The sequence below is a fragment of the Sphingomonas sp. genome, from assembly GCF_017745215.1.
In the GTDB taxonomy this organism is placed as follows: Bacteria; Pseudomonadota; Alphaproteobacteria; order Sphingomonadales; family Sphingomonadaceae; genus Sphingomonas.
Genome location: NZ_JAGHZV010000027.1, coordinates 1 through 24,304, shown reverse-complemented (window position 1 = coordinate 24,304; position 24,304 = coordinate 1). Strand labels below are relative to the sequence as shown.

At 68.1% G+C, this 24,304-nt stretch carries 28 protein-coding genes and 1 tRNA gene; 18 read left to right on the top strand and 11 right to left on the bottom strand.

The annotated features are described in order from the left end of the window. Window positions 1-25 precede the first annotated feature (25 nt). The 3 genes from J7495_RS19165 to grpE are packed head-to-tail and all read left to right on the top strand — an operon-like array spanning window position 26 to window position 2,248. Window positions 26-550 (top strand): hypothetical protein, encoded by a 525-nt coding sequence (locus J7495_RS19165; RefSeq protein WP_294058570.1) that lies wholly within the window; start codon window positions 26-28, stop codon window positions 548-550. Between the two features lie 55 nt (window positions 551-605). Next, window positions 606-1,652: a heat-inducible transcriptional repressor HrcA gene (gene hrcA, locus J7495_RS19160; RefSeq protein ID WP_294058569.1), complete on the top strand. Its 1,047-nt coding sequence runs from the start codon at window positions 606-608 to the stop codon at window positions 1,650-1,652. 38 nt (window positions 1,653-1,690) lie between these two features. Continuing rightward, a complete protein-coding gene (grpE, locus tag J7495_RS19155) occupies window positions 1,691-2,248 on the top strand; it encodes a nucleotide exchange factor GrpE (RefSeq protein ID WP_294058568.1) in 558 nt (185 codons plus the stop codon). Window positions 2,249-2,399: 151 nt separating this feature from the next. Here grpE and J7495_RS19150 read toward each other — a convergent pair whose 3' ends face one another. Then, window positions 2,400-2,990, bottom strand: coding sequence for a TetR/AcrR family transcriptional regulator (locus tag J7495_RS19150; RefSeq protein WP_294058567.1), 591 nt, complete (start codon window positions 2,988-2,990; stop codon window positions 2,400-2,402). Between the two features lie 139 nt (window positions 2,991-3,129). On the opposite strand from J7495_RS19150, the gene J7495_RS19145 reads away from it, so the two are divergent. The 4 genes from J7495_RS19145 (at window position 3,130) to J7495_RS19130 (ending at window position 8,079) form a co-directional block, all read left to right on the top strand. Continuing rightward, window positions 3,130-4,098, top strand: coding sequence for an SDR family NAD(P)-dependent oxidoreductase (locus J7495_RS19145; RefSeq protein WP_294058566.1), 969 nt, complete (start codon window positions 3,130-3,132; stop codon window positions 4,096-4,098). 236 nt (window positions 4,099-4,334) lie between these two features. Continuing rightward, a complete protein-coding gene (locus J7495_RS19140) occupies window positions 4,335-4,778 on the top strand; it encodes a DUF1003 domain-containing protein (RefSeq protein WP_294058565.1) in 444 nt (147 codons plus the stop codon). 136 nt (window positions 4,779-4,914) lie between these two features. Further along, a complete protein-coding gene (locus J7495_RS19135; RefSeq protein WP_294058564.1) occupies window positions 4,915-7,665 on the top strand; it encodes a [protein-PII] uridylyltransferase in 2,751 nt (916 codons plus the stop codon). 27 nt (window positions 7,666-7,692) lie between these two features. After that, window positions 7,693-8,079, top strand: a complete 387-nt coding sequence (locus J7495_RS19130) for a VOC family protein (protein ID WP_294058562.1) — start codon at window positions 7,693-7,695, stop codon at window positions 8,077-8,079. A gap of 390 nt (window positions 8,080-8,469) precedes the next feature. Here the strand turns inward: J7495_RS19130 and J7495_RS19125 are convergent, their stop codons facing one another. From J7495_RS19125 to thrS, 5 genes are all read right to left on the bottom strand, one after another. Further along, on the bottom strand, window positions 8,470-9,324 hold the full coding sequence (locus J7495_RS19125; protein WP_294058561.1) for a glycoside hydrolase family 16 protein: 855 nt from the start codon (window positions 9,322-9,324) through the stop codon (window positions 8,470-8,472). A gap of 2 nt (window positions 9,325-9,326) precedes the next feature. After that, complete coding sequence (infC, locus tag J7495_RS19120) at window positions 9,327-9,863, bottom strand: translation initiation factor IF-3 (RefSeq protein WP_294058560.1); 537 nt, start codon at window positions 9,861-9,863, stop codon at window positions 9,327-9,329. Window positions 9,864-10,052: 189 nt separating this feature from the next. Next, window positions 10,053-10,331 (bottom strand): RcnB family protein, encoded by a 279-nt coding sequence (locus J7495_RS19115; protein ID WP_294058559.1) that lies wholly within the window; start codon window positions 10,329-10,331, stop codon window positions 10,053-10,055. Between the two features lie 109 nt (window positions 10,332-10,440). Then, the gene (locus J7495_RS19110; RefSeq protein ID WP_294058558.1) at window positions 10,441-11,010 is read right to left on the bottom strand and encodes a Uma2 family endonuclease; all 570 of its coding nucleotides are present in this window, start codon (window positions 11,008-11,010) and stop codon (window positions 10,441-10,443) included. 27 nt (window positions 11,011-11,037) lie between these two features. Further along, a complete protein-coding gene (gene thrS, locus J7495_RS19105) occupies window positions 11,038-13,050 on the bottom strand; it encodes a threonine--tRNA ligase (protein WP_294058557.1) in 2,013 nt (670 codons plus the stop codon). A gap of 147 nt (window positions 13,051-13,197) precedes the next feature. Between thrS and J7495_RS19100 the strand changes: the two genes are divergently transcribed. Genes J7495_RS19100 through J7495_RS19085 form a run of 4 tightly spaced genes read left to right on the top strand, consistent with a single transcriptional unit; the run spans window position 13,198 to window position 14,946 of the window. After that, complete coding sequence (locus J7495_RS19100) at window positions 13,198-13,551, top strand: VOC family protein (RefSeq protein ID WP_294058555.1); 354 nt, start codon at window positions 13,198-13,200, stop codon at window positions 13,549-13,551. Window positions 13,552-13,604: 53 nt separating this feature from the next. Further along, window positions 13,605-14,450, top strand: coding sequence for a dienelactone hydrolase family protein (locus tag J7495_RS19095; protein ID WP_294058553.1), 846 nt, complete (start codon window positions 13,605-13,607; stop codon window positions 14,448-14,450). A gap of 2 nt (window positions 14,451-14,452) precedes the next feature. Further along, the gene (locus J7495_RS19090; protein ID WP_294058552.1) at window positions 14,453-14,749 is read left to right on the top strand and encodes a hypothetical protein; all 297 of its coding nucleotides are present in this window, start codon (window positions 14,453-14,455) and stop codon (window positions 14,747-14,749) included. A gap of 32 nt (window positions 14,750-14,781) precedes the next feature. Next, window positions 14,782-14,946: a hypothetical protein gene (locus tag J7495_RS19085; RefSeq protein WP_294058550.1), complete on the top strand. Its 165-nt coding sequence runs from the start codon at window positions 14,782-14,784 to the stop codon at window positions 14,944-14,946. A gap of 114 nt (window positions 14,947-15,060) precedes the next feature. Here the strand turns inward: J7495_RS19085 and J7495_RS19080 are convergent, their stop codons facing one another. Then, a complete protein-coding gene (locus tag J7495_RS19080) occupies window positions 15,061-15,882 on the bottom strand; it encodes an LD-carboxypeptidase (RefSeq protein ID WP_294058549.1) in 822 nt (273 codons plus the stop codon). A 41-nt stretch (window positions 15,883-15,923) separates the two neighbouring features. Here J7495_RS19080 and J7495_RS19075 point away from each other — a divergent pair, with 41 nt between their 5' ends. The 4 genes from J7495_RS19075 (at window position 15,924) to J7495_RS19060 (ending at window position 19,033) form a co-directional block, all read left to right on the top strand. Continuing rightward, on the top strand, window positions 15,924-17,324 hold the full coding sequence (locus J7495_RS19075; RefSeq protein WP_294058547.1) for a Mur ligase family protein: 1,401 nt from the start codon (window positions 15,924-15,926) through the stop codon (window positions 17,322-17,324). Window positions 17,325-17,496: 172 nt separating this feature from the next. Continuing rightward, window positions 17,497-17,910, top strand: a complete 414-nt coding sequence (locus J7495_RS19070; RefSeq protein WP_294058546.1) for a hypothetical protein — start codon at window positions 17,497-17,499, stop codon at window positions 17,908-17,910. Further along, a complete protein-coding gene (locus tag J7495_RS19065; RefSeq protein ID WP_294058544.1) occupies window positions 17,907-18,116 on the top strand; it encodes a helix-turn-helix transcriptional regulator in 210 nt (69 codons plus the stop codon). Before J7495_RS19070 ends, J7495_RS19065 begins: the two co-directional genes overlap by 4 nt. Beyond that, window positions 18,113-19,033, top strand: a complete 921-nt coding sequence (locus J7495_RS19060) for an alpha/beta hydrolase (RefSeq protein ID WP_294058543.1) — start codon at window positions 18,113-18,115, stop codon at window positions 19,031-19,033. Before J7495_RS19065 ends, J7495_RS19060 begins: the two co-directional genes overlap by 4 nt. An 87-nt stretch (window positions 19,034-19,120) precedes the next feature. Here J7495_RS19060 and J7495_RS19055 read toward each other — a convergent pair whose 3' ends face one another. After that, the gene (locus J7495_RS19055) at window positions 19,121-19,966 is read right to left on the bottom strand and encodes a DUF2171 domain-containing protein (RefSeq protein WP_294058542.1); all 846 of its coding nucleotides are present in this window, start codon (window positions 19,964-19,966) and stop codon (window positions 19,121-19,123) included. A 231-nt stretch (window positions 19,967-20,197) separates the two neighbouring features. On the opposite strand from J7495_RS19055, the gene J7495_RS19050 reads away from it, so the two are divergent. The 3 genes from J7495_RS19050 (at window position 20,198) to J7495_RS19040 (ending at window position 21,027) form a co-directional block, all read left to right on the top strand. Beyond that, window positions 20,198-20,273: transfer RNA gene (locus J7495_RS19050), tRNA-Ala, on the top strand. A 164-nt stretch (window positions 20,274-20,437) separates the two neighbouring features. After that, the gene (locus J7495_RS19045) at window positions 20,438-20,725 is read left to right on the top strand and encodes a type II toxin-antitoxin system RelE/ParE family toxin (RefSeq protein ID WP_294058540.1); all 288 of its coding nucleotides are present in this window, start codon (window positions 20,438-20,440) and stop codon (window positions 20,723-20,725) included. Further along, on the top strand, window positions 20,725-21,027 hold the full coding sequence (locus tag J7495_RS19040) for a HigA family addiction module antitoxin (RefSeq protein ID WP_294058538.1): 303 nt from the start codon (window positions 20,725-20,727) through the stop codon (window positions 21,025-21,027). The genes J7495_RS19045 and J7495_RS19040 overlap by 1 nt, the downstream gene beginning before the upstream one ends. Before the next feature lie 7 nt (window positions 21,028-21,034). On the opposite strand, the gene J7495_RS19035 is transcribed toward J7495_RS19040, so the two are convergent. The 3 genes from J7495_RS19035 to cysC form a co-directional block, all read right to left on the bottom strand. Further along, a complete protein-coding gene (locus J7495_RS19035) occupies window positions 21,035-21,826 on the bottom strand; it encodes a sulfite exporter TauE/SafE family protein (RefSeq protein WP_294058585.1) in 792 nt (263 codons plus the stop codon). Between the two features lie 31 nt (window positions 21,827-21,857). Beyond that, window positions 21,858-22,610, bottom strand: a complete 753-nt coding sequence (locus J7495_RS19030; RefSeq protein ID WP_294058536.1) for a 3'(2'),5'-bisphosphate nucleotidase CysQ — start codon at window positions 22,608-22,610, stop codon at window positions 21,858-21,860. Further along, window positions 22,607-24,304: adenylyl-sulfate kinase (gene cysC, locus J7495_RS19025; protein WP_294058535.1), on the bottom strand; the 1,698-nt coding region annotated here is incomplete at its 5' end. The genes J7495_RS19030 and cysC, both read right to left, overlap by 4 nt.

Genomic DNA, 24,304 nt, shown 5'->3' with positions numbered 1-24,304 from the left:
GCCGGCGATCCGCTACGACGGCGGCATGATCTGCCCGAGCCTGCCAGCCCGCCTGATCGCCGCCACGCTCCTGGCGCTCGCGGGCTGCGCATCGTCGCCGCACGGGCCCACGCGCATCGTCGGCCCGGCGCCGCGCGGGCAGGGCGAGGCGATCAGCTTCTGGGTGGGACCCACCGGCTTCAGCGCGCGGCGCGTCCTGGTGACGCTCCAGCCCGACGGCCACGGGCTGTTCGACGGCCAGCGCGGAACCACCCAGCCGGGCCGCTACGCCTTCGACATGGCGCCGACGGACTATCGCGCCTTCGTCGACCTGCTCGCGCCGCTCAGGCCCGACGAAGGCGCCTGGTCGGTGACGCCCGGCGACGCGGGCTGCGAGAATTGGGGCACCGATTCGCCGACGGTGGTCGTTACCTGGCAGGACCGCACGGGCACGATGCGCCAGTTCAGCTATGATTACGGCTGCGACTATAACGGCGACGCGCCGATCTCGGTCGTGCTCAACCGGGCCCGCGAGCTGCTGCCGATCGACGAGCTGGTGGCGCGGCGCTGAGCGGCAGGTCACGCCAGGCGTTGAGGCCCGTCCCGCATCGCCTTACATCATCCCCATGACTCCGCCGATCCACGAGCTGACCGACCGCGCGCGCGACGTGTTCCGGATCGTCGTCGACCAATATCTCGACAGCGGCGCGCCGGTGGGCTCGCGGACGATTTCGAAGATCTCGGGGCTCAACCTCTCGCCCGCCTCGATCCGCAACGTGATGCAGGACCTCGAGGAGCTCGGCCTGCTCGCCGCGCCGCACACCAGCGCCGGCCGCATGCCCACCGAGACGGGCCTGCGGCTCTTCGTCGACGCGATGATGCAGGCCAGCGAGCCGTCGCCCGAGGAACGCGCCGCGATCGAGGCCGGTGCCGGCGCGGTCGAGCGCGGGCCGGTCGAGGAAGCGCTCGCCAACACCACCGCCGCGCTCTCGGGCCTTTCGGCCTGCGCGGGCCTCGTGCTGGTGCCAAAGCGCGAGCCGGTGCTGCGCCAGTTCGGCTTCGTGCCGCTGGGGCCCGACCGCGCGCTCGCGGTGCTGGTCGGCGAGGACGGCTCGGTGGAGAACCGCGTCGTCGAGCTGCCGCCCGGCATGGACTCGTCCGCGGTCCAGCAGGCGGCCAATTACCTGAGCGCCACGCTGGGCGGCCACACGCTCAGCGAAGCGCGGGCGCGGATCGAGCGCGACCTGCGCAGCCAGCGCGCGGCGCTCGACAGCGCGGCCCAGGCGCTGGTCGCCCAGGGCCTCGCGGTCTGGAGCGAGGACACCGGCCACCGCCCGGTGCTGATCGTGCGCGGCCAGGCGCGGCTCATCGACGCGACCGCCGCCGAAGACCTCGACCGCGTCCGCCAGCTGCTCGACGAACTGGAGGGCAAGGAGGAGATCGCTCGCCTGCTCGATTCGGCGCGCGAAGGCGAAGCGACGCGCATCTTCATCGGATCGGAGAACAAGCTCTTCGCGTTGTCGGGATCGTCGGTGATCGCCAAGCCGGTGCGCGCGATCGACGGTCGCGTGGTCGGCGTGGTGGGCGTGATCGGCCCGACACGGTTGAACTATGCGCGGGTCGTCCCCATGGTGGATTTCACCGCGGCGACGCTCGCCCGTCTGCTGGCGTGAATTGAGTAGAACAGGGACCCATGGCGAAAGACGAGAAAATGGAAACCGAAGTGAACGACGGCGCGGACGTCCGTGACGAAGCGACGGCTGCGCCCGAGGCGGCAGCGGCCGACGACAGCGCGGCGCTGGCCGAGCGCGTGAAGGCGCTCGCGGCCGAGGCCGAGGAGCACAAGTCGGCGCTGCTCTATGCCCGCGCCGAAGCGCAGAACATGCTGCGCCGCGCGCAGAAGGAAGCCGAAGACGCGCGGACCTATGCCGCGACGGCGTTCGCGCGCGACATCCTGTCGGTGGCGGACAATCTCGCGCGCGCGCTCCAGTCGATCCCGGCGGAGCTGCGCGAGGACGAGAAGCTCAAGGGGCTGGTCACCGGCCTCGACGCGACCGGTCGCGAGCTCGATTCAGTGTTCGCGCGCCACGGCATCTCGAAGATCGCCGCGGTGGGCGAGGCGCTCGATCCCAATCGCCACCAGGCGATGATGGAAATCCCCAGCGATGCCGCGCCCGGCACGGTCGTGCAGGAGATCCAGTCGGGGTACATGATCAAGGACCGGCTGCTGCGCCCGGCGCTGGTGGGTGTGGCCAAGGCGGCGGATTGAGGGTCGTCGCTTCGAGGATGAGGGAGGCCGGCGCGATTGCGCCGGCCTTTTTTGTTTTTTCCGCAATCGTCATCCCGGCGAAAGCCGGGACCCAGGGCCACGAGCGACGTCCTGCTTGACCCTGGGTCCCGGCTTTCGCCGGGATGACGTTTTATGGAGCGGTCTCCGCTCGCAACCCCGCGATCAGGATATCCACCATCCGCCGCCCCGCCGGCTTCCAGTCGCCCGTCGTGCCCAGATTGGCCACGCCCGCGATCGCGCGCAGCAGGTCGAGCGGATCGAGTCCCAGCCGGATCGTGCCGCTCGCCGCGGCCTTTTCCGCCAGCATCGCCACCGCGTCGCTCGCGCGGAACCCTGTCGCCGCGTAGAGCGCCGGCGCGCCGCCGACGACCGAGTTGAGCACCTCCGCCATGCCGTGCTTGGTGTCGAGATAGTCGACGAACAGCAGCAGCCATTCGCGCAGCGCCTCGACCGGCGTCAGTGTCAGCGAAAGCCGCGTCGCCGCGCCCGCCAGCTGATCGGTCTCGCTGCGATAGACCGCTTCGATCAGCGCGTCGCGGGTCGGGAAATGACGGTAGAGCGTGCCGATCCCCACGCCCGCCACCCGTGCGATCTCGTCGAGGCTCGCGGCCGAGCGCTTCTCCGCGAACACATCCTTCGCCGCCGCGACCAGCCGCGCGCGGTTGCGCTCGGCGTCGGCGCGCGGCTTGCGGGGCGTCGAGGGTTGGGCAGCGTCGGCCATCTTTTTCGCGCGAGCGCTCCTTGAAAAGCGGAGGACGGCTCCGTATTAATAGCGGAGACGCCCTCCATTTATGGATTCCGCCGCCGCCGGGCAAGCCCGCGGCGACGGACCGGGCGCGTCGAACGACGGAGGAGATCCCATGATCCAGCAATTCAATGCCCAATCCACCACCGACCAGGTCCTCGACGGCGTCGACCTCGCCGGCAAGCGCGTGCTCGTCACCGGCGTCTCGGCGGGGCTCGGCGTCGAGACCGCGCGCGTGCTCGCGGCGCATGGCGCGCAGGTGGTCGGCGCGGCGCGCGACCTCGCCAAGGCCGAGCGCGCCACCCAGGCCGTGCGCGAAGCCGCGGCGAACGGCGGCGGGCTCGAGCTGGTCGAGCTCGACCTCGCCTCGCTCGCCAGCGTGCGTGCCGCGGCCGACGAACTGCTCGCCGACGGACGCCGCTTCGACGTGGTGATCGCCAATGCCGGGGTGATGGCCACGCCGCTCGGCCACACCGCCGACGGCTTCGAGACGCAATTCGGCACCAACCACCTCGGCCATTTCGTCTTCGTCAATCGCATCGCGTCGCTGATCAAGCCGGGCGGACGGCTGGTGAACCTCTCGTCGTCGGGCCACCGCTATTCGGACGTCGACCTCGAGGATCCGAACTTCGAGCATACGCCCTATGATCCGATGGTCGCCTATGGCCGTTCGAAGACCGCCAACATCCTGTTCGCGGTCGAGTTCGACCGGCGCCACCGCGAGCGCGGCGTGCGCGCGACCGCGCTGCATCCGGGCGGGATCGTCACCGAGCTGGCGCGGCATCTCGAGCCCGGTCTGATCGACGGCATGCTCGCGCAGATCAACGCCGACCTTGCCGCGCAGGGCAGGCCGGCGTTCGAGTGGAAGACGATCCCGCAGGGCGCGGCGACCTCGGTGTGGGCGGGGTTCGTCGCGAGCGCCGACGCGGTGGGCGGCCGCTACTGCGAGAATTGCCACGTCTCCGACGTCACCGACGGCCCCATCGGCCCGACCAGCGAAGGCGTGCGCGGCTATGCGCTCGATCTCGAGCGTGCGAAGGCGCTGTGGGCGAAGAGCGAGGGAATGGTGGGCGAACGCTTCTGAGCGCCCGTCCATCATCCTAAAAGATGAAGGAAGCTTCATTTGACTCGGGCGCCGCGAACACCCATGTGGCGCCCGGGCGCGTATTCCACTCGTCCGTTCCGTCAACAGTCCGAGAAGGGCTCATGTCCAGCAACGATCATAGTCGATCGACCGTGCCGTCCGTGGCCGCCGCGCTGAGCTGATCCCCGATCACCTCGCGTCCCGGCCCGGGCGGCCGGTCGACAGTGAGGTGTACCATGAACGCAGCAATCCGTTTTCTCGCAGACCTGCGCCGGCTCGGTGTCGGGCGTGATCCCAATGCGCTGTTCGATGCGCGGCTGACCTTCGGCGAGAAGCTCGCCGACCGGGTGGCCGCGGTCGGCGGCTCGTGGAAGTTCATCATCGGCTTCAGCCTGTTCCTCGTCGCCTGGGGGCTGCTGAACACGCTGGCGCTGGGCGCGCGGGCCTTCGACCCGTTCCCCTTCATCTTCCTCAACCTGATGCTCTCGATGCTCGCCGCGCTCCAGGCGCCGGTGATCATGATGAGCCAGAACCGCCAGGCGGCGAAGGACCGGCTCGAGGCGCGGCTCGACTATGAGACCAACCTGCGCGCCGAAGCGCAGATCGAGAGCCTGCACGAGAAGATCGACGCGCTTACCGCGCAGATCGAAGCGCTGGCGAGCGTGCGGGCGGCAAACTAACCATCGTCATCCCGGCGAAAGCCGGGACCCAGGGCCACGAGCGATGTCCTCTGTTGCCCTGGGTCCCGGCTTTCGCCGGGATGACGGTTGTTGGAATGGGTAGCGCGCGGCCCGCGTCTCCCCTATCCCCGCCGCCATGTCGTCGCGCTTCGATTCCGTTCCCCACCGCCGGGCGATCATCGATCGGCGCGCGGTCGGCGAGCGGCTCGCGGCCGTCGCCGAGGAGGACATCGCCAAGCGCCGCCAGGCCGCGACCGTCGTGCTGCGCGCCGCGCTCGAGGCCGGCCGCGTCGAGATCGAGCGCCGGCTCGAGGAGCATCCCACCCGCGGCATGGAGGCCGCCGCCTCGGGTGCCTTCCTCGTCGACCAGATTCTCCGCCTGCTCTGGGACTTCACCGTCGAGCGGCTCTACCCCAACAACAACCCCACCGCTGCCGAGCGGATGGCGCTGATCGCGGTCGGCGGCTACGGGCGCGGCGAGATGGCGCCGCATTCGGACATCGACATCGGCTTCATCACGCCCTGGAAGGTCACCGGCTGGTCCGAGCAAGTGATCGAATCGATGCTCTATTCGCTGTGGGACATGCGATTGAAGGTCGGCCATTCGTCGCGCTCGCTCGACGAGATGGTGCGCCAGGCCAAGGCCGACATCACCGTGCGCACCGCGCTGCTCGAGGCACGCTACGTCTGGGGCGACACGGCGCTGTACGACGAGGCCTCGAAGCGCTTCCAGGCCGAGGTCCAGCAGGACACCGTCCGCGCCTTCATCGCCGAGAAGCTTGCCGAGCGCGATGCGCGCCACAAGCGGATGGGCGACAGCCGCTATGTCGTCGAGCCCAACGTCAAGGAGGGCAAGGGCGGATTGCGCGACCTCCACACGCTCTTCTGGATCGGGAAATACGCCTACAACGTCCGCGAGCCCGCGCAGCTCGTCGAGGCCGGGCTGCTCTCGGCGCACGAATATCGCCAGTTCAAGCGCGCCGAGAATTTCCTCTGGGCGGTGCGCTGCCAGCTTCACATGCTCGCGGGCCGTGCCGAGGACCGGCTGACCTTCGACCTGCAGCGCGATATCGCCGAGAAGATGCGCTACGCCGACCGGCCGGGGAAGTCGAAGGTCGAGCGCTTCATGCACTTCTACTTCCTGCAGGCGAAGATCGTCGGCGACCTGACGGGGGTGTTCCTCGCGCATCTCGACGAGAAGTTCGCCGCGCGGGGCCGGCGCTTCGGGCTGCCCGCGCTGTGGCGGCGGCCGCGCAAACTGAACGGCTTTCTGCTCGACCGCGGACGGCTCTCGATCCCGGACGACGGCTTCTTCGCCGAGCATCCGGTGCGGCTGATCGAGCTGTTCCAGCTCGCCGACCTGCACGGTCTCCAGATCCACCCGGTCGCGATGCGCGCCGCCGCGCGCGACGCCAAGCTGGTGGACGATGTTCGCGACGATGCGCGCGCCAATGCGCTGTTCCTCGACGTGCTCTGCTCCCCGCGCGATCCGGAGACGGTGCTGCGCTGGATGAACGAGGCCGGCGTGTTCGGCCGCTTCGTTCCGGATTTCGGCCGCGTCGTCGCGCAGATGCAGTTCGACATGTACCATCACTACACGGTCGACGAGCATTCGATCCGCGCGATCGGATTGCTCAACCAAATCGAGAAAGGGCAGCTCAAGGAGGACCATCCGCTCGCCACCGGCATCTTCGAGCAGGTGGTGAGCCGCCGCGTGCTGTTCGTCGCGGTGCTGCTCCATGACATCGCCAAGGGGCGCGGCGGCGACCATTCGGTGCTCGGCGCCGAAGTCGCCGAACGGCTCTGCCCGCGGCTGGGGCTCACGCCGGCGGAGACCGAGACGGTGGCGTGGCTGGTGCGCTATCACCTGTTGATGTCGGCGACGGCGTTCAAGCGCGACCTCTCGGACTTCAAGACGATCCTCGACTTCTGCGACGTGGTGCAGAGCCCCGAGCGTCTGCGGCTGCTGCTGATCCTCACCATCGTCGACATCCGCGCGGTAGGCCCGGGCGTGTGGAATGGCTGGAAGCGCCAGCTGCTCACCGACCTGTACGAAGGCGCCGAGGAGGTTCTCCGGCTCGGCCACAAGCAGAAGGGCCGCGCCGAGCGGATCGCCGCCAAGCAGAGGGCGCTCGCCGCCGCGCTCGGCTGGGCGCCCGCTGTATTCGAGGCCTATCGCAAGCGCTTCCCCGAAAGCTATTGGGTCGCCGAGCCGCTCGACGTGCTCGAGCGCAACGCGAAGATGATCGCGGCGGCGGGCGACGCGCGGCTGAAGGTCGAGGCCGAAGTCTATCCCGAGCGCGGCGCGACGCTGGTGACGATCTACGCCGCCGACCATCCGGGCATCTTCTATCGCATCGCCGGCGCGATCCACGTCTCGGGCGGCAATATCATCGATGCGCGCATCCACACCACGCGCGATGGCATGGCGCTCGACAATTTCCTCGTCCAGGACCCGCTCGGCCGCCCGTTCGACGATCCGGTGCAGCTGAAGCGCCTCCAGGACGGCATCGCCGATGCGCTCGCCAACCGCTCGAAGCTCTCCGAGCGGCTCAGGAAGCGCCCGCTGCCGCGGCTGCGCGCCGACGCTTTCGCGATCGAGCCCAACGTGCTGATCGACAACAAGGCCTCGAACCGCTTCACCGTGATCGAAGTCAACGCGCGCGACCGGCCGGCGCTGCTCTATGCGCTGGCGCAGGCGCTGTTCCAGTCGAAGGTGACGATCCATTCGGCGCATGTCGCGACTTATGGCGAACGCGCGGTCGATACCTTCTATCTGACCGATCTGATCGGCGATAAGATCGATTCGCCGAGCCGGCTGCGCTCGATCGAGCGGCGGTTGCTCGATGCCGCGGCCGGGGAGACGGTGGCGGCCAAGGCGGCCTGACGCCAACTAATTATGGGAAGACACGACATGCCGGTGTTGGGATTGGGTGGTTTCTTCTGGCGCTCGCAGGACCCCGAGGCGCTGCAGGCCTGGTATCGCGAGCATCTCGGCGTCGGCAACGGCTGCGGCACCGACGAGAAGGGCGAGTCGAACGAATGGCTCTGGTATCCGTCGCCCGGGCCGATGGTGTTCCAGCCGTTCAAGGCGACGACCGACTATTTCGCCGAGGACAAGCAGTTCATGCTCAACCTGCGGGTGAGCGACCTCGATTCGCTGCTCGAGCAGCTGAATGCGGCGGGGATCGAGGTGATCACCAAGGCGGAATGGGACGCGAGCCCGGAACTCGGGCGGTTCGCGCGGATCCATGATCCGGAGGGGAATGCGATCGAATTGTGGGAACCGCCGGCCGCCTGATCGAAGTCGGCCGGGACCTGTAGGAGCTGGCTTCCGGCGAAGTCGAGAGCCTGCGTCGGATGATCGCCGAGGGCCACGCGGGCGGGAGCGTTCCTTGGGAAGAGGCAGTCGAGCTGCTGGCTGCGCCAAGGTTCGCGAGCAAAAATCGGCTCGGTGGCGTCTCACCGTTTCGAATGCCGCACCCTATAAGTCGTCATCCCGGCGAAAGCCGGGACCCAGGGCAGCGAGCGATTCCCTCCGTAACCCTGGGTCCCGGCTTTCGCCGGGATGACGGAAGGGGCTGCTGCCGTCTCAGGTTGCCTGCGGCGACGCGGGCGCGATGGAGCGCGGCGTCCAATCGACAAGCTGCGACATCAAAGGTCCCGCGCCCATCGCGTAAGGCAGCCCCGCTCAGCGCTTCTGGTAGACCCGGACGTATTCGACTTCCATCTTCGACGGGAACGCCGCCGGGTCGATCCCCTGCTGCCCGCCCCAGCCGCCGACCGCGACGTTGAGGATGAGGTATTGCGGCTTGTCGAACGGCCAGGTCGCGAAGTCGCCCTTATGGTCGTTGTCGAAGCGCATGTACGCATGGCCGTCGACGCCGATCAGGATGCGGTCCTGGTTCCAGTCGAGCTGGTAATCGTGGAAGTCGCCGCAGGCAGTGGGCGTCCTGGTCGTCGCGCCCTTCTGCGTGCCCTTCACATGGTTGTAGGCCTGGGTGTGGATCGTGCCGTGCACCGTCTCCGGGTCCCAGCCGACCAGCTCCAGGATGTCGATCTCGCCGAGCGCCGGCCAGCCGCGCGCGCCGTCGCTGCCGAGCATCCAGATCGCCGGCCACATGCCCTTGCCGCACGCCAGCTTGGCGCGCACCTCGACGAAGCCGTATGTCCAGTCGGCCAGCCCCTGGGTGACGATCTTGCCCGAAGCATAATCCTGCCCGCCGAAATCGGGCTTGTCGGCGAGCCGCTCGGCACGCGCCTCGAGGATCAGCTGGCCGTTCTCGATCCGCACGTTCTCGGGCCGGTCGGCGGCGTAATATTGCTTCTCGCCATTGTACCAGCCGTCCTTGTTGCGGCTGGTGTCGTAGCGCCACTTCTTCGGATCGGGCGCCTTGCCCTCGTCGAACTCGTCCGACCAGACGAGCTTCGCGCCCGCCGGCACCGCGATCGGCTCGTCGGCCGACGCGGGCGGGGGATTGCCGTTCTGGGCATGGGCCGCCGCGGCAGGCAGCAGCAGCGCCGCCGCGACGAGAAGCGCCGGCACCCTCACTTGGGCGCCAGCACCATGAGCATCTGCCGGCCTTCCATGCGCGGGTAGGACTCGACCTTGGCGTCCTCGGCGCAATCCTCCTGGACGCGCTGGAGCAGCCGCATGCCGAGCTGGCCGTGCGAGAGCTCGCGACCGCGGAAGCGCAGGGTGACCTTCACCTTGTCGCCTTCGCCGATGAACTTGTGGATGGCCTTCATCTTCACGTCATAGTCGTGATCGTCGATGTTCGGACGCATCTTGATCTCCTTGATCTCCTGCGTCTTCTGCGATTTGCGCGCGGCATTGGCCTTTTTCTGGGCCTCGTACTTGAACTTGCCGACATCGAGGAACTTGGCGACGGGCGGGTCCGCATTGGGGGACACTTCGACCAGATCGAGCCCGGCCTCCTGGGCCTGCTCCATCGCCTCGCGCGTGTACATCACGCCGAGGTTCTCGCCATTCTCGTCGATCACCCGGACCTTGGGCGACTGGATGAACTCGTTATAGCGAGGTCCGTTGAGGGCCATCGGGGGCGCCATCGGGCGCCGCATCATGGGAGGACGTATAGAAACTGCTCCTGTGGTGGTTGTTCGGGCATTGCCAGGATAACGCAGAATGGCGCGGTCCGGTAGCGGGCACCGCGCGATTCCGTCCATTTTACCGCGCACTGTGTCGCGCGTGTGACTCGCGATATCGGAGCCGCGGCCGCTTTGTGCAAGCCGCGAGCCCCGAAGCCCGTCGGATCAGCGCATCGCGTTGGCGACGACCGAGGCGATAATCCCGGTCGAGATCGCGACGAGCACCGCGTCGTTGCCCGAGCGGACCCAGTGATAGCCGCGCGGCGGTGCCTTCAGGTGGCGGTTATGGTGATAGTCGATCTCGACATAATGCGAGGCATGGCGCCGGTCGAAGCGCTCGCCCTTGCGCCAGTGATGGTCCTGCGCCTGGGCAGGCACCGCCATGCCGAGCGTCGCGGTCGAGGCGAGCACTGCGGCGAGGCCGGTGAGGAAACGCGTGGGCATGGGATTCTCCTCAGTCTTGGATTGGATCGACGGAGGTTCAAACCCGGCGGCGCGGTGCGGAGTTGCCGGCGCGCGCCGCGAAATATTGTCGCAGATTGTCGCGATTGTTTCAGCCGAGCGTGTCGAGCCGGATGGTGACGCCGGGGAGGAGCAGCGCCTCGACGCGGTCGTGCGCTTCATATTCCTCGACATCGGCGTAGCCGTCCGGTCCGGGCGCGCGATGAGTGCGGATCGTCTGGCGAACCGCATCAACGACCCAATATTCCCGAACGCCGTGCGCCGAATAGAGCGGCGCCTTGACGTGCAAATCGTAGCTCAGCGAACTGTCCGCCACTTCGATGACGAGCAGCATGTCCGGCCCGCGCAACTCGCGCATCTTTGCGCCGAGTGGCACGACGACCAGATCGGGTTCGAGAAGCGTATCGTCCGAAAGCGTCAGCGAAGGGGCGGGATAAACGCGAAGCTTGTCGGGCAATTGCTTGACCAGCGCCCAGTTCAGCTTGCCTTCCATGATCGAGTGCCAGTTCGCCTTGGCGGCCGCCATCGGCACGATCTCCCCCTCGATCAGCTCCAGACGCTCGTTCTCCGCGAGCGCGCCCGACGCCGTGAGATCATAGATCTCGTCGACCGTGAGACGCGCTGGCAACAGGCCTCGCCGCATGTTCTGGAACAGCGTCATGCGGCGAGCCTATCACAGCGCCCGAGTTCAGGCCAAATCGGGCGGAGTCGCTTCCTTCTTCAGCCGCGCCGCCAGCTCGTCCAGCCCCAGCACTTCCTGCCGCGCATCCGCGCCGAGCGGGCGGACCGCGACCGTACGTTCCTCCGCCTCGCGCTTGCCGACCACCAGCAGGTACGGGACCTTCGCCAGCGAATGCTCGCGGACCTTGTAGTTGATCTTCTCGTTGCGGAGATCGGTCTCGACACGCAGCCCGAGCACCGACAGCGCCTCGGCGACTTCGCGGGCATAGTCGTCGGCGTCCGAGACGATCGTCGCCACCACCGCCTGCACCGGGGCGAGCCACAGCGGGAACTTGCCCGCGTGGTGCTCGATCAGGATGCCGATGAACCGCTCGAAGGTGCCGAGGATCGCGCGGTGGAGCATCACCGGGCGGTGGCGCTCGCCGTCCTCGCCGATGTAGCTCGCGTCCAATCGCTCGGGCAGCACCTCGTCGGCCTGGATCGTGCCGACCTGCCAGGTCCGGCCGATCGCGTCGGTCAGGTGGAACTCGAGCTTGGGCGCGTAGAAGGCGCCTTCGCCGGGGAGCTCCTCCCAGCCGAATGCCTCGGTATCGCGGCCCGAGGCATGGACCGCGTCGCGCAGCACCTGCTCGGCCTCGTCCCACATCGCTTCGGAGCCGAAGCGCTTCTCGGGGCGCAGCGCGAGCTTGATCGCATATTTCTCGAAGCCGAGATGCTTGTAGACGCTGTCGAGCAAGTCGCAGAAGCTGCGGATCTCGTCGATCAGCTGGTCCTTGCGCACGAAGATATGCGCGTCGTCCTGCGTGAACTGGCGGACGCGCATGATGCCGTGCAGCGCGCCGTGCGGCTCGTTGCGGTGGCAACAGCCGAACTCGGCCATGCGGATCGGCAGGTCGCGGTACGACTTGATGCCCTGGCGGAAGATCAGCACATGCGCCGGGCAGTTCATCGGCTTGAGCGCCATCAGGTCGGCGGCGCCCGAAAGCACGGGCTTCTCGTCGTCGACCGAGGGGATCTCGTCGGGGACGACGAACATGTTCTCGCGATACTTGCCCCAATGGCCGGACTGCTCCCATTGGCGCGCGTCCATCAGCTGCGGGGTCTTGACCTCGCGATAGCCCGCGGCGTCGAGCCGGCGGCGCATATAGGCTTCGAGCTGGCGCCAGAGCAGGAAGCCCTTGGGGTGCCAGAACACCGAGCCCTGCGCTTCGGACTGGAGATGGAACAGGTCCATCTCCTGCCCGATCCGGCGATGGTCGCGCTTGGCGGCTTCCTCGAGCCGGACGAGATGCTCGTCGAGCTGCTTCTTCGAGAGCCAGCCGGTGCCGTAGATGCGGCTGAGCATCGCGTTGTTCTGGTCGCCGCGCCAATAGGCGCCCGAGACGCGCGTGAGCTTGAACGCATCCGCCGCCACCTTGCCGGTCGAGGCGAGGTGCGGGCCGCGGCACATGTCGAGCCACGCGTCCTCGCCCTTGCCGGCGCGATAGACGGTGAGTTCCTCGCCCTCGGGCAGCTCGGCGGCCCATTCGGCCTTGAAGCTTTCGCCCTGCGCCTGCCAGCGCCGGATGAGCTGGTCGCGCGTCCAGACCTCGCGGATCAGCGGCTGGTCGGCGCGGATGATGCGGCGCATCTCCTCCTCGATCGCGGGCAGGTCCTCCTCGGTGAAGGGGCCGTGCTCTGCCGAAGGCGCGAAATCGTAATAGAAGCCGTCGTCGGTCGAGGGGCCGAAGGTGATCTGCGTGCCGGGAAACAGCGACTGCACCGCCTCGGCGAGGATGTGCGCATAGTCATGGCGCGCGAGCTCGAGCGCGTCCTTCTCGTCCTTCGCGGTGATCAGCGCGAGGTGCGCGTCGCCTTCCAGCGGCCGCATGATGTCGCGCACCTCGCCGTCGACGCGCGCGGCGATCGCGGCCTTGGCGAGCCCGGGCCCGATCGCGGCGGCGATGTCCGCCGGGGTGGTCCCCGGGGCTACCTCGCGGACGGAACCGTCGGGCAGCGTTATGCGGAACATCTCGGACACGGGATGGGCTTCCTTCTGAGGAGTTTCGGAGCGCGGCTTATGCCTTCGCAGGCGCGATATAGGCAAGCGCCGCGGAAAGGCGAGATGACGCTTGCGGCGCGAGGGCAATCACCCGTTATTCCGCCAGTCCCTTGAAAGGCGAATCGCATGATCGAGCATCAGGTCGTCCCCATCCTGCCGTGCAACGACCTCGACCGGACCCAGGCCTTCTACGAGCGGATCGGGTTCAGGGTGGTCGGCGGCGATCCCGGCTTCCGGATCATGGCGGACGGCAAGGGCTGGGCGATCAACCTGCGCCAGGCGGAGCCCGGCTGGGTGATCCCCGACCGCAACTCGCACGGACTGTTCCTGCGCACCGACGACGTCGACGGCGTGGCGGCCCTGGTGCACGACATCATCGTCGAGAAAGGCGCGCCGCATGTGAAGCCCTGGGGTACCTATGAGTTCGCGATCGGGGATCCCGACGGCGTGCTGGTGCGGATCGGCAAGCCGGCACGCTGATTGTTCGCGCCGGGCCGCGCGCTATGATGCGGCCAGCTTCAGGAGAATCGCCGATGGTCACGCTCACGCGCCCCGAAGGATCGCCGCCCGAGGACTTCCACGTCACGCGCCGCGTCGCGACGAGCATGTTCTTCGTCGGCTATGCGCTCGCCGCGGTCTCGGCCGAGGCCAGGCCGGTGGTGACCGACGAGGCCGGGCTCACCATCGAGGAAGTGCTGATCCCCAACGGCGCGCCCAAGCCGCTGCCCGCCTATGTCGCGCGGCCGGCGGACAAGGGACGCCACGCCACCATCATCGTCGTGAACGAGATCTTCGGCATCCACGACTATATCAAGGACGTCTGCCGGCGGCTGGCCAAGCTCGGCTATGTCGCGGTGGCGCCCGACTTCTTCTATCGCGCGGGCGTCAACCTGCCCGCGATCACCGACTTCAAGGCGATCATGCCGGTCGTCCAGCAGGCTACTCCTGATCAAGTGGATGGCGACGTGAAGGCCACCTCGGCCTGGGTCAAGGCGCAGCGCTTCGCCAAGCCGGCGATCGGGATCACCGGCTTCTGCTGGGGTGGCGCGGTGGTGTGGCGCTCGGCGATGGTGAACCCCGACATCAAGGCGGGCGTCGCCTGGTATGGCCGGCTCGGCGGGCTGGTAGAGCGGGTCGGCGAGCTGAAGGCACCGGTGCTCGGGCTCTACGGCGGGCAGGACCAGGGCATCCCCGTGACCGACCAGGATGCGATGCGCGCGGCGCTCAAGGCCGCCAACAAGACGGGGTCCGACCTCGTCACCTATGCCGACGCGCAGCACGGCTTCCACGCCGACTATCGTCCGAGCTACAACGAGGCCGACGCCAGGGACGGCTGGGCGCGGATGCTCGCGCACTTCAAGGCGAACGGCGTGATCTGAGCGTGAGCGACAAGCCGACGACGCATCACATCCTCGCCAGCGCGTCGAACCTGCTGGCGATCACGCTGGTGATCATCGCGGGGCTGCACGTCACCGGCCGCGCCGCGCGGACGATCGCCGACGAGATCGCCTGGCTCAGCGCGCTGTGCTTCACGGCGAGCTGCTGGCTGTCCTACCTCTCGATTCGCACCGATCGCGACATGCCAAGGGCCGAGCGCGTCGCCGACGTGGCGTTCATGGGCGGGCTGTCGCTGCTCACCGTCGCGGTGTTCGCGCTGGCGTTCCTGCGGGGGATCTGAAGCATCATTCCCTGTTCAACCCGGAGGACGCCATGATCCGCAGCCTGACCCTCGTCGCCCTCGCCGCCGCCGCCTTCCTTGCCGCCGCGCCGGCGCATGCGGCGAGCGTCGGCTGCATCGGCCGGCTCTACGACCGGCGCATCGCCGCGCTCCAGCAGATCATCGACACGAGAGTGGTCGTGCGCGGGCCGTTCTGAACTCGAGCCGTCACCCCGGCGAAAGCCGGGGCCCAGGGCCGCGAGCGATGTCCTCTCCTACCCTGGGTCCCGGCTTTCGCCGGGATGACGGTTGTGGCTCGAGGAGACGAGCGGTCAAACCACGCCGAACGGCACCAGCCGGTTCAGCTCGACATGGCCGATCTCGGCGCGGCCGAGGTAGGGCACGCCCATGTCGCGGCACCAGTGGACGATCATCTGCTCGGGCGTCTCCGCGAAGGGCGGGTCGTTGTCCTTGATCGCGGTCACCTGGCCCAGCCGCACGCCGGCGATGCCCTTCAGCTGCGTTGCGTTGGCCATCTGGAACAACATCCGATCGATCCGGTACAAGGGCTCGTCGACTTCCTCGACCATCAGCACATGGTCGGTGAGGTCGGGCAGCCAGGGCGTGCCGATCATCGTCGTCAGGATCGCGAGGTTGAAGGCGGCGGCGGGCTTGCCGTCGGCGAGGCTCGGCTCGAAGCCGCGGCGATCCTGGTCGATCAGCCACGCGAGCACCCAGCCCGCCGCTTCGGCCTTGTCGTTGAGCCCCACGCTGCTCGCCATCGCGCCGTGGACCTGCCGCCCGATCCGCCGGGCATAGAGCGCGCCGAGCAGGAACCCCATGTCGGAGAAGCCGACATAGGTCTTGTGGTTCGCCGCGGGCCCGAGCCTGGGCATCACCTCGGCGAGGATGCGGTTCGAGCCATAGCCGCCGCGCGCGAACCAGATCGCGTCGAAGCTCGAATCATTGGCGAACTCGAGGAAGGCGGCGGCGCGGACCTCGTCCGATCCCGCGAAATGCCCGCCGTCGCTCAGATAGCATTGCGGGTGGAAGACGATCTCGTGCGCCGGATAGGTCAGCGCCATGAACGCCGCAAGCCGCAGCGAGCCTTCATGGCTCACAGGCCGCCCCGGTGCGACCACGCCGATCTTCATCCGCTTGCTCCTCCTCGCGTTTCCGCCGATAGCGCGAGCCGATGCAGCACGGCAAATCCTACTTCTTCGTCGGCATCGGCGGTTCGGGCATGATGCCGCTGGCGATGATCCTGGCAGGGCAAGGCGCAACGGTGGCGGGATCGGACCGCAGCCTCGACGCCGGCCGGCTGCCCGCCAAGTTCGACGACCTCCGCGCGAGGGGAGTGGCGCTCTTCCCGCAGGACGGCAGCGGGATCACTTCGGCGGATCAGATCGTCGTCGCCTCCGCCGCGATCGAAGCGACGGTGCCCGACATGGTCGCCGCCGAGCGCGTCGGCGCGGCGCGGATGAGCCGGGCCGAGCTGCTCTCGACCTTGTTCAACGAAGCCGCGCTGTCGATCGGCGTCGCGGGAACCAGCGGCAAGTCGACCGTCACCGGCATGATCGGCTGGATCCTCCACGCGGTCGGGCGCGACCCAACGGTGATGAACGGCGCGGTGATGAAGAACTTCGCTTCGCCGGATGCGCCCTTCGCGAGCGCGCTGGTCGGCTCGGGCGGCGTGTTCGTCAGCGAAGTCGACGAGAGCGACGGCTCGATCGCGCTCTACAACCCCGGCGTCGCGGTGCTCAACAACGTCAGCCTCGACCACAAGTCGATGGAGGAGCTGCGCGAACTGTTCGGCGACTTCCTGACGCGCGCCGAATGGGCGGTGGTCAACGCCGGCGACGCCGAGGCGGCGGCGCTGATCGGATTGAAGGACCGCGACGACGTCTACACCTTCGCGATCGAGGCGGAGGCGGACTACGCCGCCGAGGCGCTGGTCGAGGAACCGTTCGGTATCGCTTTCGACCTGGCGAGCGCCTTCGGGCGGCGGCGGGTGCGGCTGCAGGTGCCGGGGCGGCACAATGTCTCGAACGCGCTGGCGGCGATCGCGGCGGCGGTCGCGGCGGGCGTGCCCGAGGAAGCCGCGGCCCAGGCGATCGAGGGGTTCGTGGGGCTCAAGCGCCGCTTCGAGCTGGTCGGCGAGGGCGGCGGCGTCGCCGTGATCGACGATTTCGGGCATAACCCCGACAAGATCGCCGCGACGCTCGACACGCTCCACGCCTTTCCGGGCCGGCTGCTGCTGTTCTTCCAGCCGCACGGCTATGGCCCGCTCAAGGTGATGCGGCGCGAGCTGGTGGCGATGTTCGCCGAGCGGCTCGCGGCGGAGGACATGCTCGTGCTCCCCGACCCGGCCTATTTCGGCGGCACGACCAGCCGCGAAGTCACCAGCGCCGACATCGTCGCCGACGTGGCGGCGGCGGGTCGCGATGCGCGCCATGTGCCGCTTCGCGCCGATGCGGCCGAGGCGCTGCTCGCCGAAGCGCGCCCGGGCGACCGCATCGTCGTGATGGGCGCGCGCGACGATACGCTGAGCCTGCTGGCCGGCGAGATGGTGGCGAAGCTCCGCGACCGGAGCTGATCCGCTCATCATCCTCCCAGAAAACGTCATCCCGGCGAAAGCCGGGATGACGGCCTGCGTGGAAAGTATCAGCGCCATTCAGGACAGCTTGCTTTGCAAAATAGCAAGTACCATTGACATATCGCACTTCATAACGTAAAGCTCCCTTGACTGATTCGAAAGGGAGCTTGACATGCACCGCACCGCCGCCGCGCAGCGCTACCTGCGCCGCTTCACGCCGATGATGATCGCCTATGTCGTCGTGCTGTTCGCCGCGACCTGGGCGATCGAGGCGTACAAGCCACACGGCGCCGCGCTCGTTGCGCTCTCGGTGCTGCCCGCGCTGCCGATCATCGGCGTGATCGCCGTGATCGGCCTCTACCTTGCCGAGGAGACCGACGAGTTCCTTCGCCAGCGCATCGTCGCCTGCCAGCTCTTCGGCGTCGGCGTGCTGCTCTCGGCCTCGACCGTGCTCGGCTTCCTCCAGATCGGCGGGGTGATCGGCAAGGTCGACGTCTTCTGGGGCTTCCCGCTCTGGTGCGCCGCCTGGGGCCTCGCGCAATGCGCGCTCAGCCTGCGCGACCAGTATCGCGGAGGCGAGGCATGAGGAACCGCCTTCGCGTGCTCCGCGCCGAGCGCGCCTGGAGCCAGCAGGACCTCGCCGAGCGGCTCGAAGTCTCGCGCCAGAGCGTCAACGCGATCGAGACCGGCCGCTACGACCCCTCGCTGCCGCTCGCCTTCAGGATTGCCGACCTGTTCGGCCTCGCCATCGAAGACATCTTCGCCAATCCCGCCAAGGAGCAAGACCAATGATCACACGCATCCTCGCCGCCGCGCTGGCGATGTCGACCTTCCCGCTGATCCTCGCGACCGATCCCGCCCCCGCGACGGCGATCGCAGCGCCCGCGACCGCCACGGTCCAGCTGCCCCATGTCTCGATCATCGCGATGGGCGAGGGCAACAAGGGCACGCCGGTGATCCTGATCCCCGGCCTCGCCAGTCCGCGCGCGGTGTGGGAGCCGAGTGCCGCCGCGCTCGTCGCCTCGGGGCACCGCGTCTACCTCGTCCAGGTCAACGGCTTCGCCGGCGAGGCGGCGGGCGCCAATCTCGAGCCGGGGATCATCGCGGGGATCGTCGCCGATCTCCATGGCTTCGTCGGGTCGAAGAAGCTCGCGGACGTCGCGGTGGTCGGCCATTCGATGGGTGGGCTCGCGGGGCTGGTCTGGGTGAAGACCCATCCCGCCGACATCGCGCGGCTGATGGTGGTCGATGCACTGCCCTATTCGGGCGACATCTTCGTGCCCAATGCCCAGGTCGCGATGATCGAGCCGCGCGCGGCGGCGATGCGCGACCAGATGAAGGCAAGCTACGGCAAGCCCGCCGACAAGGCCGGCGCCGACGCCACCGCCGCCTTCCTCGCGCTCAAGCCCGAGTCGCAGGTCAGGGTCTCGGCCTGGGCGCAGGCGAGCGACCCGCGCGTCTCGGGCCAGGCGATGTACGAGGACCTCACCACCGACCTGCGCCCCGACATGGCGGCGATCGCGACACCGATCACGCTCGTCTATCCCTGGTCGGCGAAGCTGCCCAGGGAGCAGGCCGACGCTTTCTATCGCGCCGAATATGCCAAGGCGCCGCACGTCACCTATGTGCCAATCGGCGATGCGGCGCATTTCGTGATGCTCGACGCGCCCGACGCCTTCGCCGCCGCGCTCGCCGACTTCGTGAAGTGACGAAACGCCCTCCCCGGGGCGAGAGGGAGGGCTCGAGGAAATCATTCGGGCCCGGGCCGTGTCGCCCGGGCCCGCCTGCGGACGAACTCAATAAGTACCCGGGAAGCTCCGGTTGAGGATGCGGCCCTGCGCATCCTCGTCGCGGTTCCAGCCCATCGCGCCCGAGCGCTCCTCGTCGCGCCAGTGGTTGCGTGCCTCCTCGGCGGTCTTGGCGAGCGTCACCTTGTCGTCGACGCTGCGAATCCAGCGCGAGGGGATCGAATGATGATGGCCGCCCGCATCGGCGTCCCCCTTGGTGAGGATGATCCGGTCGCCGCGGATCTTGTCGACGGTGCCGACATGCTCGCCGTCCGAGCCGACCACGTCCATATGCTCGTTGACGCGCGACAGGCTGTCACGCTGGCCCTGGCGCTCGGTGCGCCAGCTGCTGAACTCATTGTGGAAGCGCTGGGCGTGCTCGCGGCGATATTCGTCATAGTCGCGGTCGAGCTCGGCGATACGGCCGGCGCGCCACTCGCGGTAGTGGCCGTCCTGTTCGCGCTGGCGGCGGGCGTCCATCTCGCGGCGATGCGCGGCTTCCTCGTCGCCGAACCAGGAGCGGACCTCGTCGCCGGCGCGATCGAGGAAGTCGCGGTCCTGGCGATAGTCGCCGCGGGCGTCGCGGCCATGGTCGCGGGTACCGTAGTCGCGAGCGCCGTAATCGCGTTCACCGCGCCAGTCGTTGTGGCGGCCCTGGTCCCATTGGCTGCTGGCATAGTCGCGGCCGTAGCTCCGCTCGCGGTAGCGGCCTTCGTTGGGCAACATGCCGGCGGCGGCATAGTCGCGGGCGCTCGACTGCGCGGGGATCGTATCGGAGTCATCGAATCCGCTGCGAGGCGTGCGGTCCTGCAGATAGTCGTGCTGCGTGCCGCTGCGGATGTAACGGTCGTTCATGGGGCATCCCTCCGGGGCTTGGGTTTTCTCAGACGCGCCGAACGGTGTCGCGCGGCGCGGCCACGGGGGATTCAAGGAACGAGGGTGCGGTCGGTTCCGGAAAACGTCTGTGTTTCGAGGCATTTTGCGACGGGCGGAGCCAGAGTGGAGGAAAGCTGCTCAGGGGTGTTGCATCGCCCCGCAGATGCCGCTAGGGAGCCCGCCTCGCCCGGCTTCGGGCGACGACGGGGCGGGGCTGTAGCTCAGATGGGAGAGCGCTGCAATCGCACTGCAGAGGTCAGGGGTTCGATTCCCCTCAGCTCCACCACCCCGAAACTCTCTCCGGATCCAGACCTTCTCCGGCGCTGCCGGACCCTCCCCTGATCGCGCGCCGCCGGTTCACGCATCGCGTTGGCGTTGCGGGCGGGTTCGAGCGTGAAGGTGTGTCGCGCGTCACTTGACGCGTGACGCGATTCGACCTATCTTCGCGCCGTGGAAATCGAGAGCATCCGGCACAAGGCGCTCCGCAATTTCGCCGAGACCGGCAAGACCAAGGGATTGCCCGGCAACCTCGTCGATCGGCTGCGCAACATGCTGGCCTATCTCGTGGCGATCGAGCACCCGGACGAACTCTACCTGCCGCCAAACTTCGGCGCCCACGAGTTGACCGGGGATCGCGCCGGGACCTGGTCGCTTACGGTGACCAAGAACTGGCGGATGACGTTTCGGATCAACGATGTCCTTGCGACCGAGGACATGGACCTGGAGGATTATCACTGATGGCGATCAAGCTTCACGGCTCGCTGGCGGTTCATCCGGGCGAGTGGCTCAGGACCGAGGTCGTTGCTCCCGCCGGCATCAACGTGAAGGATCTCGCGACGCATTTCGGCGTGTCGCGCCAGGCGCTCAGCACGCTGCTGAACGGCAACGCCGGCCTGTCCGCCGAGATGGCGATCCGGTTCGAAAAGGCGTTCGGCGTGAAGGCGGATACGCTGATGCGGATGCAGACCAGCCATGACCTCGCCCAGGCCCGGCTTCACGAAGCCGAGCTCAAGGTTCAGCCGTTGGTGAAGGCGGCCTGAGCCGCGATCAGTTCGCGATCAGCCGCCAGCCGGCGAACAGCAGCACTGCCGCGAGCACCGGCGACAGCACCTTGTCCGACGAACGCGAGGCAAGCAACGAGCCGATGATGATCCCCGGGATCGAGCCGACCAGCAGGTTGAGCAGCAACTCGCCGTTGACGTTGCCGATCCAGAGGTGGCCGAGCCCTGCCACCAGCGTCAGCGGCACGGCGTGGATGATGTCGGTCGCCACCAGCCGCTGCATCTTCATCCGCAGCGGATAGAGCGCGAGCAGCATCGTCGCGCCCAGCGCGCCCGCGCCGACGGAGGTCAGCGTCACCATCGCACCGAGGATCGCGCCCGCGAGCACGGTGAGGATCGGCTGCCACTTCAGGAAGCTGTCGCTGCTCGATTCCTCCGTGCGCGCCTGCATCGCCATCTTGTGGAACTGGCCGCGGAACAGCGTCGCCACCGCGGTCAGCCCCAGCACCACGCCGAGCAGCGTCATGATCGTGCCGCTCTTGATCTGGTGCGTGTCGGTCTGCGACAGGAAATAGAGCGTGATCAGCGCGGCGGGCAGGCTGCCGATGCAGAGGCGGCGGATGATCTGGTAGTCTGGTCCGCCATCCTTGCCGCCGGCGCGGTGGTGGACGAAGCCGCCCACCGTCTTGGTGATCGCGGCGAACCACAGGTCGGTGCCCACCGCGGTGGTGGGGGCGACGCCGAACATCAGGATCAGGATCGGCGCCATCAGCGATCCGCCGCCGACGCCGGTCAATCCCACCATCAGGCCGACGACGAGGCCGGCGATTGCGTGCATCCAGTCCAAGCTTTGCCCCCTCTAAGCCCGCTCAGCCCGCGGCGGCTGCGACTTCGGCCACCAGCTCGAGCACCCGGGGTGCCAGCTCGCGGCTGCAGATCAGCAGGTCCGGCATGTACGGATTTTCGCAATTGTAGACGAGCGGCGATCCGTCGACGCGGCTGACGTGCAGCCCTGCCGCCGCGGCGACCGCGACCGGCGCGCAGCTGTCCCACTCATATTGGCCGCCGGTGTGGAGATAGATGTCGGCCTCGCCGCGCACCACCGCCATCGCCTTGGCGCCCGCCGAGCCCATCGGCAGCAACTCGGCGCCGAGCTTCTCCGCGACCGCGACGGCTTCGGCGGCGGGCCGGGTACGGCTCACCAGCATCCGGAGCGGCGCGTGCGCGGGCTGGAGCGGCGGTGGCGAATCGCTGCCGAGCGTCAGCTCGAGCGAGGGCAAAGCGACGGCGCCGATCACCGGCTCGCAGCCGATCGTCAGCGCGACATGCACCGCCCAGTCGGTCCGGCCTTCGGAATATTCGCGCGTGCCGTCGAGCGGATCGACGATCCACACGCGCGCCTGCTGGCAGCGCGCCTTGTCGTCGGCGCTTTCCTCGGAGAGCACGAAATCCTCGGGCCGCTCCTTGGCGAGCGCCTCGAGGATCATCGCATTGGCCACGCGGTCGCCGGCATTGCCGAGCGCCTTGCCCTCGAACATTCCGGTGTCGCGCAGGGTCAGCAGCAGCTTGCCGGCGGCATCGGCGATCTGCCGCGCGAGGGCAGCATCATCAACGCCGCTCATGCGCCGAGCACCGTGCGGACGATCAGGTCGGCGGCGTCCTCGGGCGCCATGGCGGTGGTGTCGATCACGATCTCGGGCTTCTCCGGTTCCTCATAGGGACTGTCGATGCCGGTAAAGTTCTTGAGCTGGCCGGCGCGCGCCTTCTTGTAGAGCCCCTTCACGTCGCGCGCCTCGGCGACCGCGAGCGGCGTCCTGATGAAGACTTCGACGAAATCGCCCTCGGGCATCATCGCGCGCACCATCTCGCGCTCGGCGCGGAAGGGCGAGATGAACGCCGTCAGCACGATCAGCCCTGCGTCGGTCATCAGCTTGGCCACTTCGCCGACGCGGCGGATGTTCTCGATCCGGTCGGCGTCGGTGAAGCCCAGGTCCTTGTTGAGCCCGTGGCGGATGTTGTCGCCGTCGAGCAGGAAGCTGTGCTTGCCGAGCGCGTGGAGCTTCTTCTCGACGAGGTTGGCGACGGTCGACTTGCCCGAGCCCGAAAGGCCGGTGAACCAGAGCAGCTTGGGCGCCTGGTTCTTCTGCGCGGCATGCGCTTCGCGGCTGATCTCGATCGCCTGCCAGTGGACGTTCTGGCTGCGGCGCAGCGCGAAGTTGAGCATCCCCGCGGCGACGGTGGCGTTGGTGATCTTGTCGATCAGGATGAAGCCGCCGAGGTCGCGGTTCACGCTGCCTTCGGCGCCGGCATAGGGCTCGAAGGCGATGCCGCGGTCGGTATAGACCTCCGCAATGCCGATGTCGTTGAGGCCCAGCGTCTTCACCGACAGCTCGGCCATCGTGTTGACGTCGACCGCGTGCTTGGGCTGCTGGATCGTCGCACTCACCGTGCGTGTGCCGAGCTTGAGCCAATAGGCGCGGCCGGCGAGCATCTCGGCCTGGTCCATCCACACGATGGTGGCTTCGAACTGGTCGGCGACCTGCGGTGGCGCGTCGGCGGCGGCGATCACGTCGCCGCGCGAGCAATCGACTTCGTCGGCGAGCGTCAGCGTGATCGACTGGCCGGCACCGGCGCTGTCGAGGTCGCCGTCGAAGGTGACGATCCGCGCGACGGTCGACGTCCGGCCCGAGGGCAGGATGCGCACCGCGTCGCCCGGCTTGATCACGCCACCGGCGATCGTGCCCGAGAAGCCGCGGAAGTCGAGGTTGGGGCGGTTCACCCACTGGACCGGCATCGCGAAGGGCTTGGCGCGGTCGGCGTCGACATCGACTTCGACCGTCTCGAGCAGCCCGAGCAGCGTCGGCCCCGTATACCAGGGCGTGTTCTCGGAGCGCGAGGCGATGTTGTCGCCGCCGAGGCCCGAGATCGGGATCGGGGTGAAATGGGTGATGCCGATCGAGGCCGCAAAGTTGCGATAGTCGTCCACGATCGCATCGAACCTGGCCTGGTCGTAGCCGACCAGGTCCATCTTGTTCACTGCGAGCACGATGTGGCGGATGCCAATCAGGTGCGCGAGATAGCTGTGCCGCCGCGTCTGGGTGAGCACGCCCTTGCGGCCGTCGATCAGGATCACCGCGAGGTCGGCGGTCGAGGCGCCGGTGACCATGTTGCGGGTATACTGCTCGTGGCCGGGCGTGTCGGCGACGATGAACTTGCGTTTCTCGGTCGCGAAGAAGCGATAGGCGACGTCGATCGTGATGCCCTGCTCGCGCTCGGCGGCGAGGCCGTCGACGAGCAGCGCGAAGTCGATGTTCTG

Coding starts and splice junctions, on each gene's coding strand:
- J7495_RS19165 (WP_294058570.1), top strand. CDS start 26: ATGATCTGCCCGAGCCTGCCAGCCCGCCTGATCGCCGCCACGCTCCTG.
- hrcA (WP_294058569.1), top strand. CDS start 606: ATGACTCCGCCGATCCACGAGCTGACCGACCGCGCGCGCGACGTGTTC.
- grpE (WP_294058568.1), top strand. CDS start 1,691: ATGGAAACCGAAGTGAACGACGGCGCGGACGTCCGTGACGAAGCGACG.
- J7495_RS19150 (WP_294058567.1), bottom strand. CDS start 2,990: ATGGCCGACGCTGCCCAACCCTCGACGCCCCGCAAGCCGCGCGCCGAC.
- J7495_RS19145 (WP_294058566.1), top strand. CDS start 3,130: ATGATCCAGCAATTCAATGCCCAATCCACCACCGACCAGGTCCTCGAC.
- J7495_RS19140 (WP_294058565.1), top strand. CDS start 4,335: ATGAACGCAGCAATCCGTTTTCTCGCAGACCTGCGCCGGCTCGGTGTC.
- J7495_RS19135 (WP_294058564.1), top strand. CDS start 4,915: ATGTCGTCGCGCTTCGATTCCGTTCCCCACCGCCGGGCGATCATCGAT.
- J7495_RS19130 (WP_294058562.1), top strand. CDS start 7,693: ATGCCGGTGTTGGGATTGGGTGGTTTCTTCTGGCGCTCGCAGGACCCC.
- infC (WP_294058560.1), bottom strand. CDS start 9,863: ATGATGCGGCGCCCGATGGCGCCCCCGATGGCCCTCAACGGACCTCGC.
- J7495_RS19115 (WP_294058559.1), bottom strand. CDS start 10,331: ATGCCCACGCGTTTCCTCACCGGCCTCGCCGCAGTGCTCGCCTCGACC.
- J7495_RS19110 (WP_294058558.1), bottom strand. CDS start 11,010: ATGACGCTGTTCCAGAACATGCGGCGAGGCCTGTTGCCAGCGCGTCTC.
- J7495_RS19100 (WP_294058555.1), top strand. CDS start 13,198: ATGATCGAGCATCAGGTCGTCCCCATCCTGCCGTGCAACGACCTCGAC.
- J7495_RS19095 (WP_294058553.1), top strand. CDS start 13,605: ATGGTCACGCTCACGCGCCCCGAAGGATCGCCGCCCGAGGACTTCCAC.
- J7495_RS19085 (WP_294058550.1), top strand. CDS start 14,782: ATGATCCGCAGCCTGACCCTCGTCGCCCTCGCCGCCGCCGCCTTCCTT.
- J7495_RS19080 (WP_294058549.1), bottom strand. CDS start 15,882: ATGAAGATCGGCGTGGTCGCACCGGGGCGGCCTGTGAGCCATGAAGGC.
- J7495_RS19075 (WP_294058547.1), top strand. CDS start 15,924: ATGCAGCACGGCAAATCCTACTTCTTCGTCGGCATCGGCGGTTCGGGC.
- J7495_RS19070 (WP_294058546.1), top strand. CDS start 17,497: ATGCACCGCACCGCCGCCGCGCAGCGCTACCTGCGCCGCTTCACGCCG.
- J7495_RS19065 (WP_294058544.1), top strand. CDS start 17,907: ATGAGGAACCGCCTTCGCGTGCTCCGCGCCGAGCGCGCCTGGAGCCAG.
- J7495_RS19060 (WP_294058543.1), top strand. CDS start 18,113: ATGATCACACGCATCCTCGCCGCCGCGCTGGCGATGTCGACCTTCCCG.
- J7495_RS19055 (WP_294058542.1), bottom strand. CDS start 19,966: ATGAACGACCGTTACATCCGCAGCGGCACGCAGCACGACTATCTGCAG.
- J7495_RS19040 (WP_294058538.1), top strand. CDS start 20,725: ATGGCGATCAAGCTTCACGGCTCGCTGGCGGTTCATCCGGGCGAGTGG.
- J7495_RS19035 (WP_294058585.1), bottom strand. CDS start 21,826: ATGCACGCAATCGCCGGCCTCGTCGTCGGCCTGATGGTGGGATTGACC.
- J7495_RS19030 (WP_294058536.1), bottom strand. CDS start 22,610: ATGAGCGGCGTTGATGATGCTGCCCTCGCGCGGCAGATCGCCGATGCC.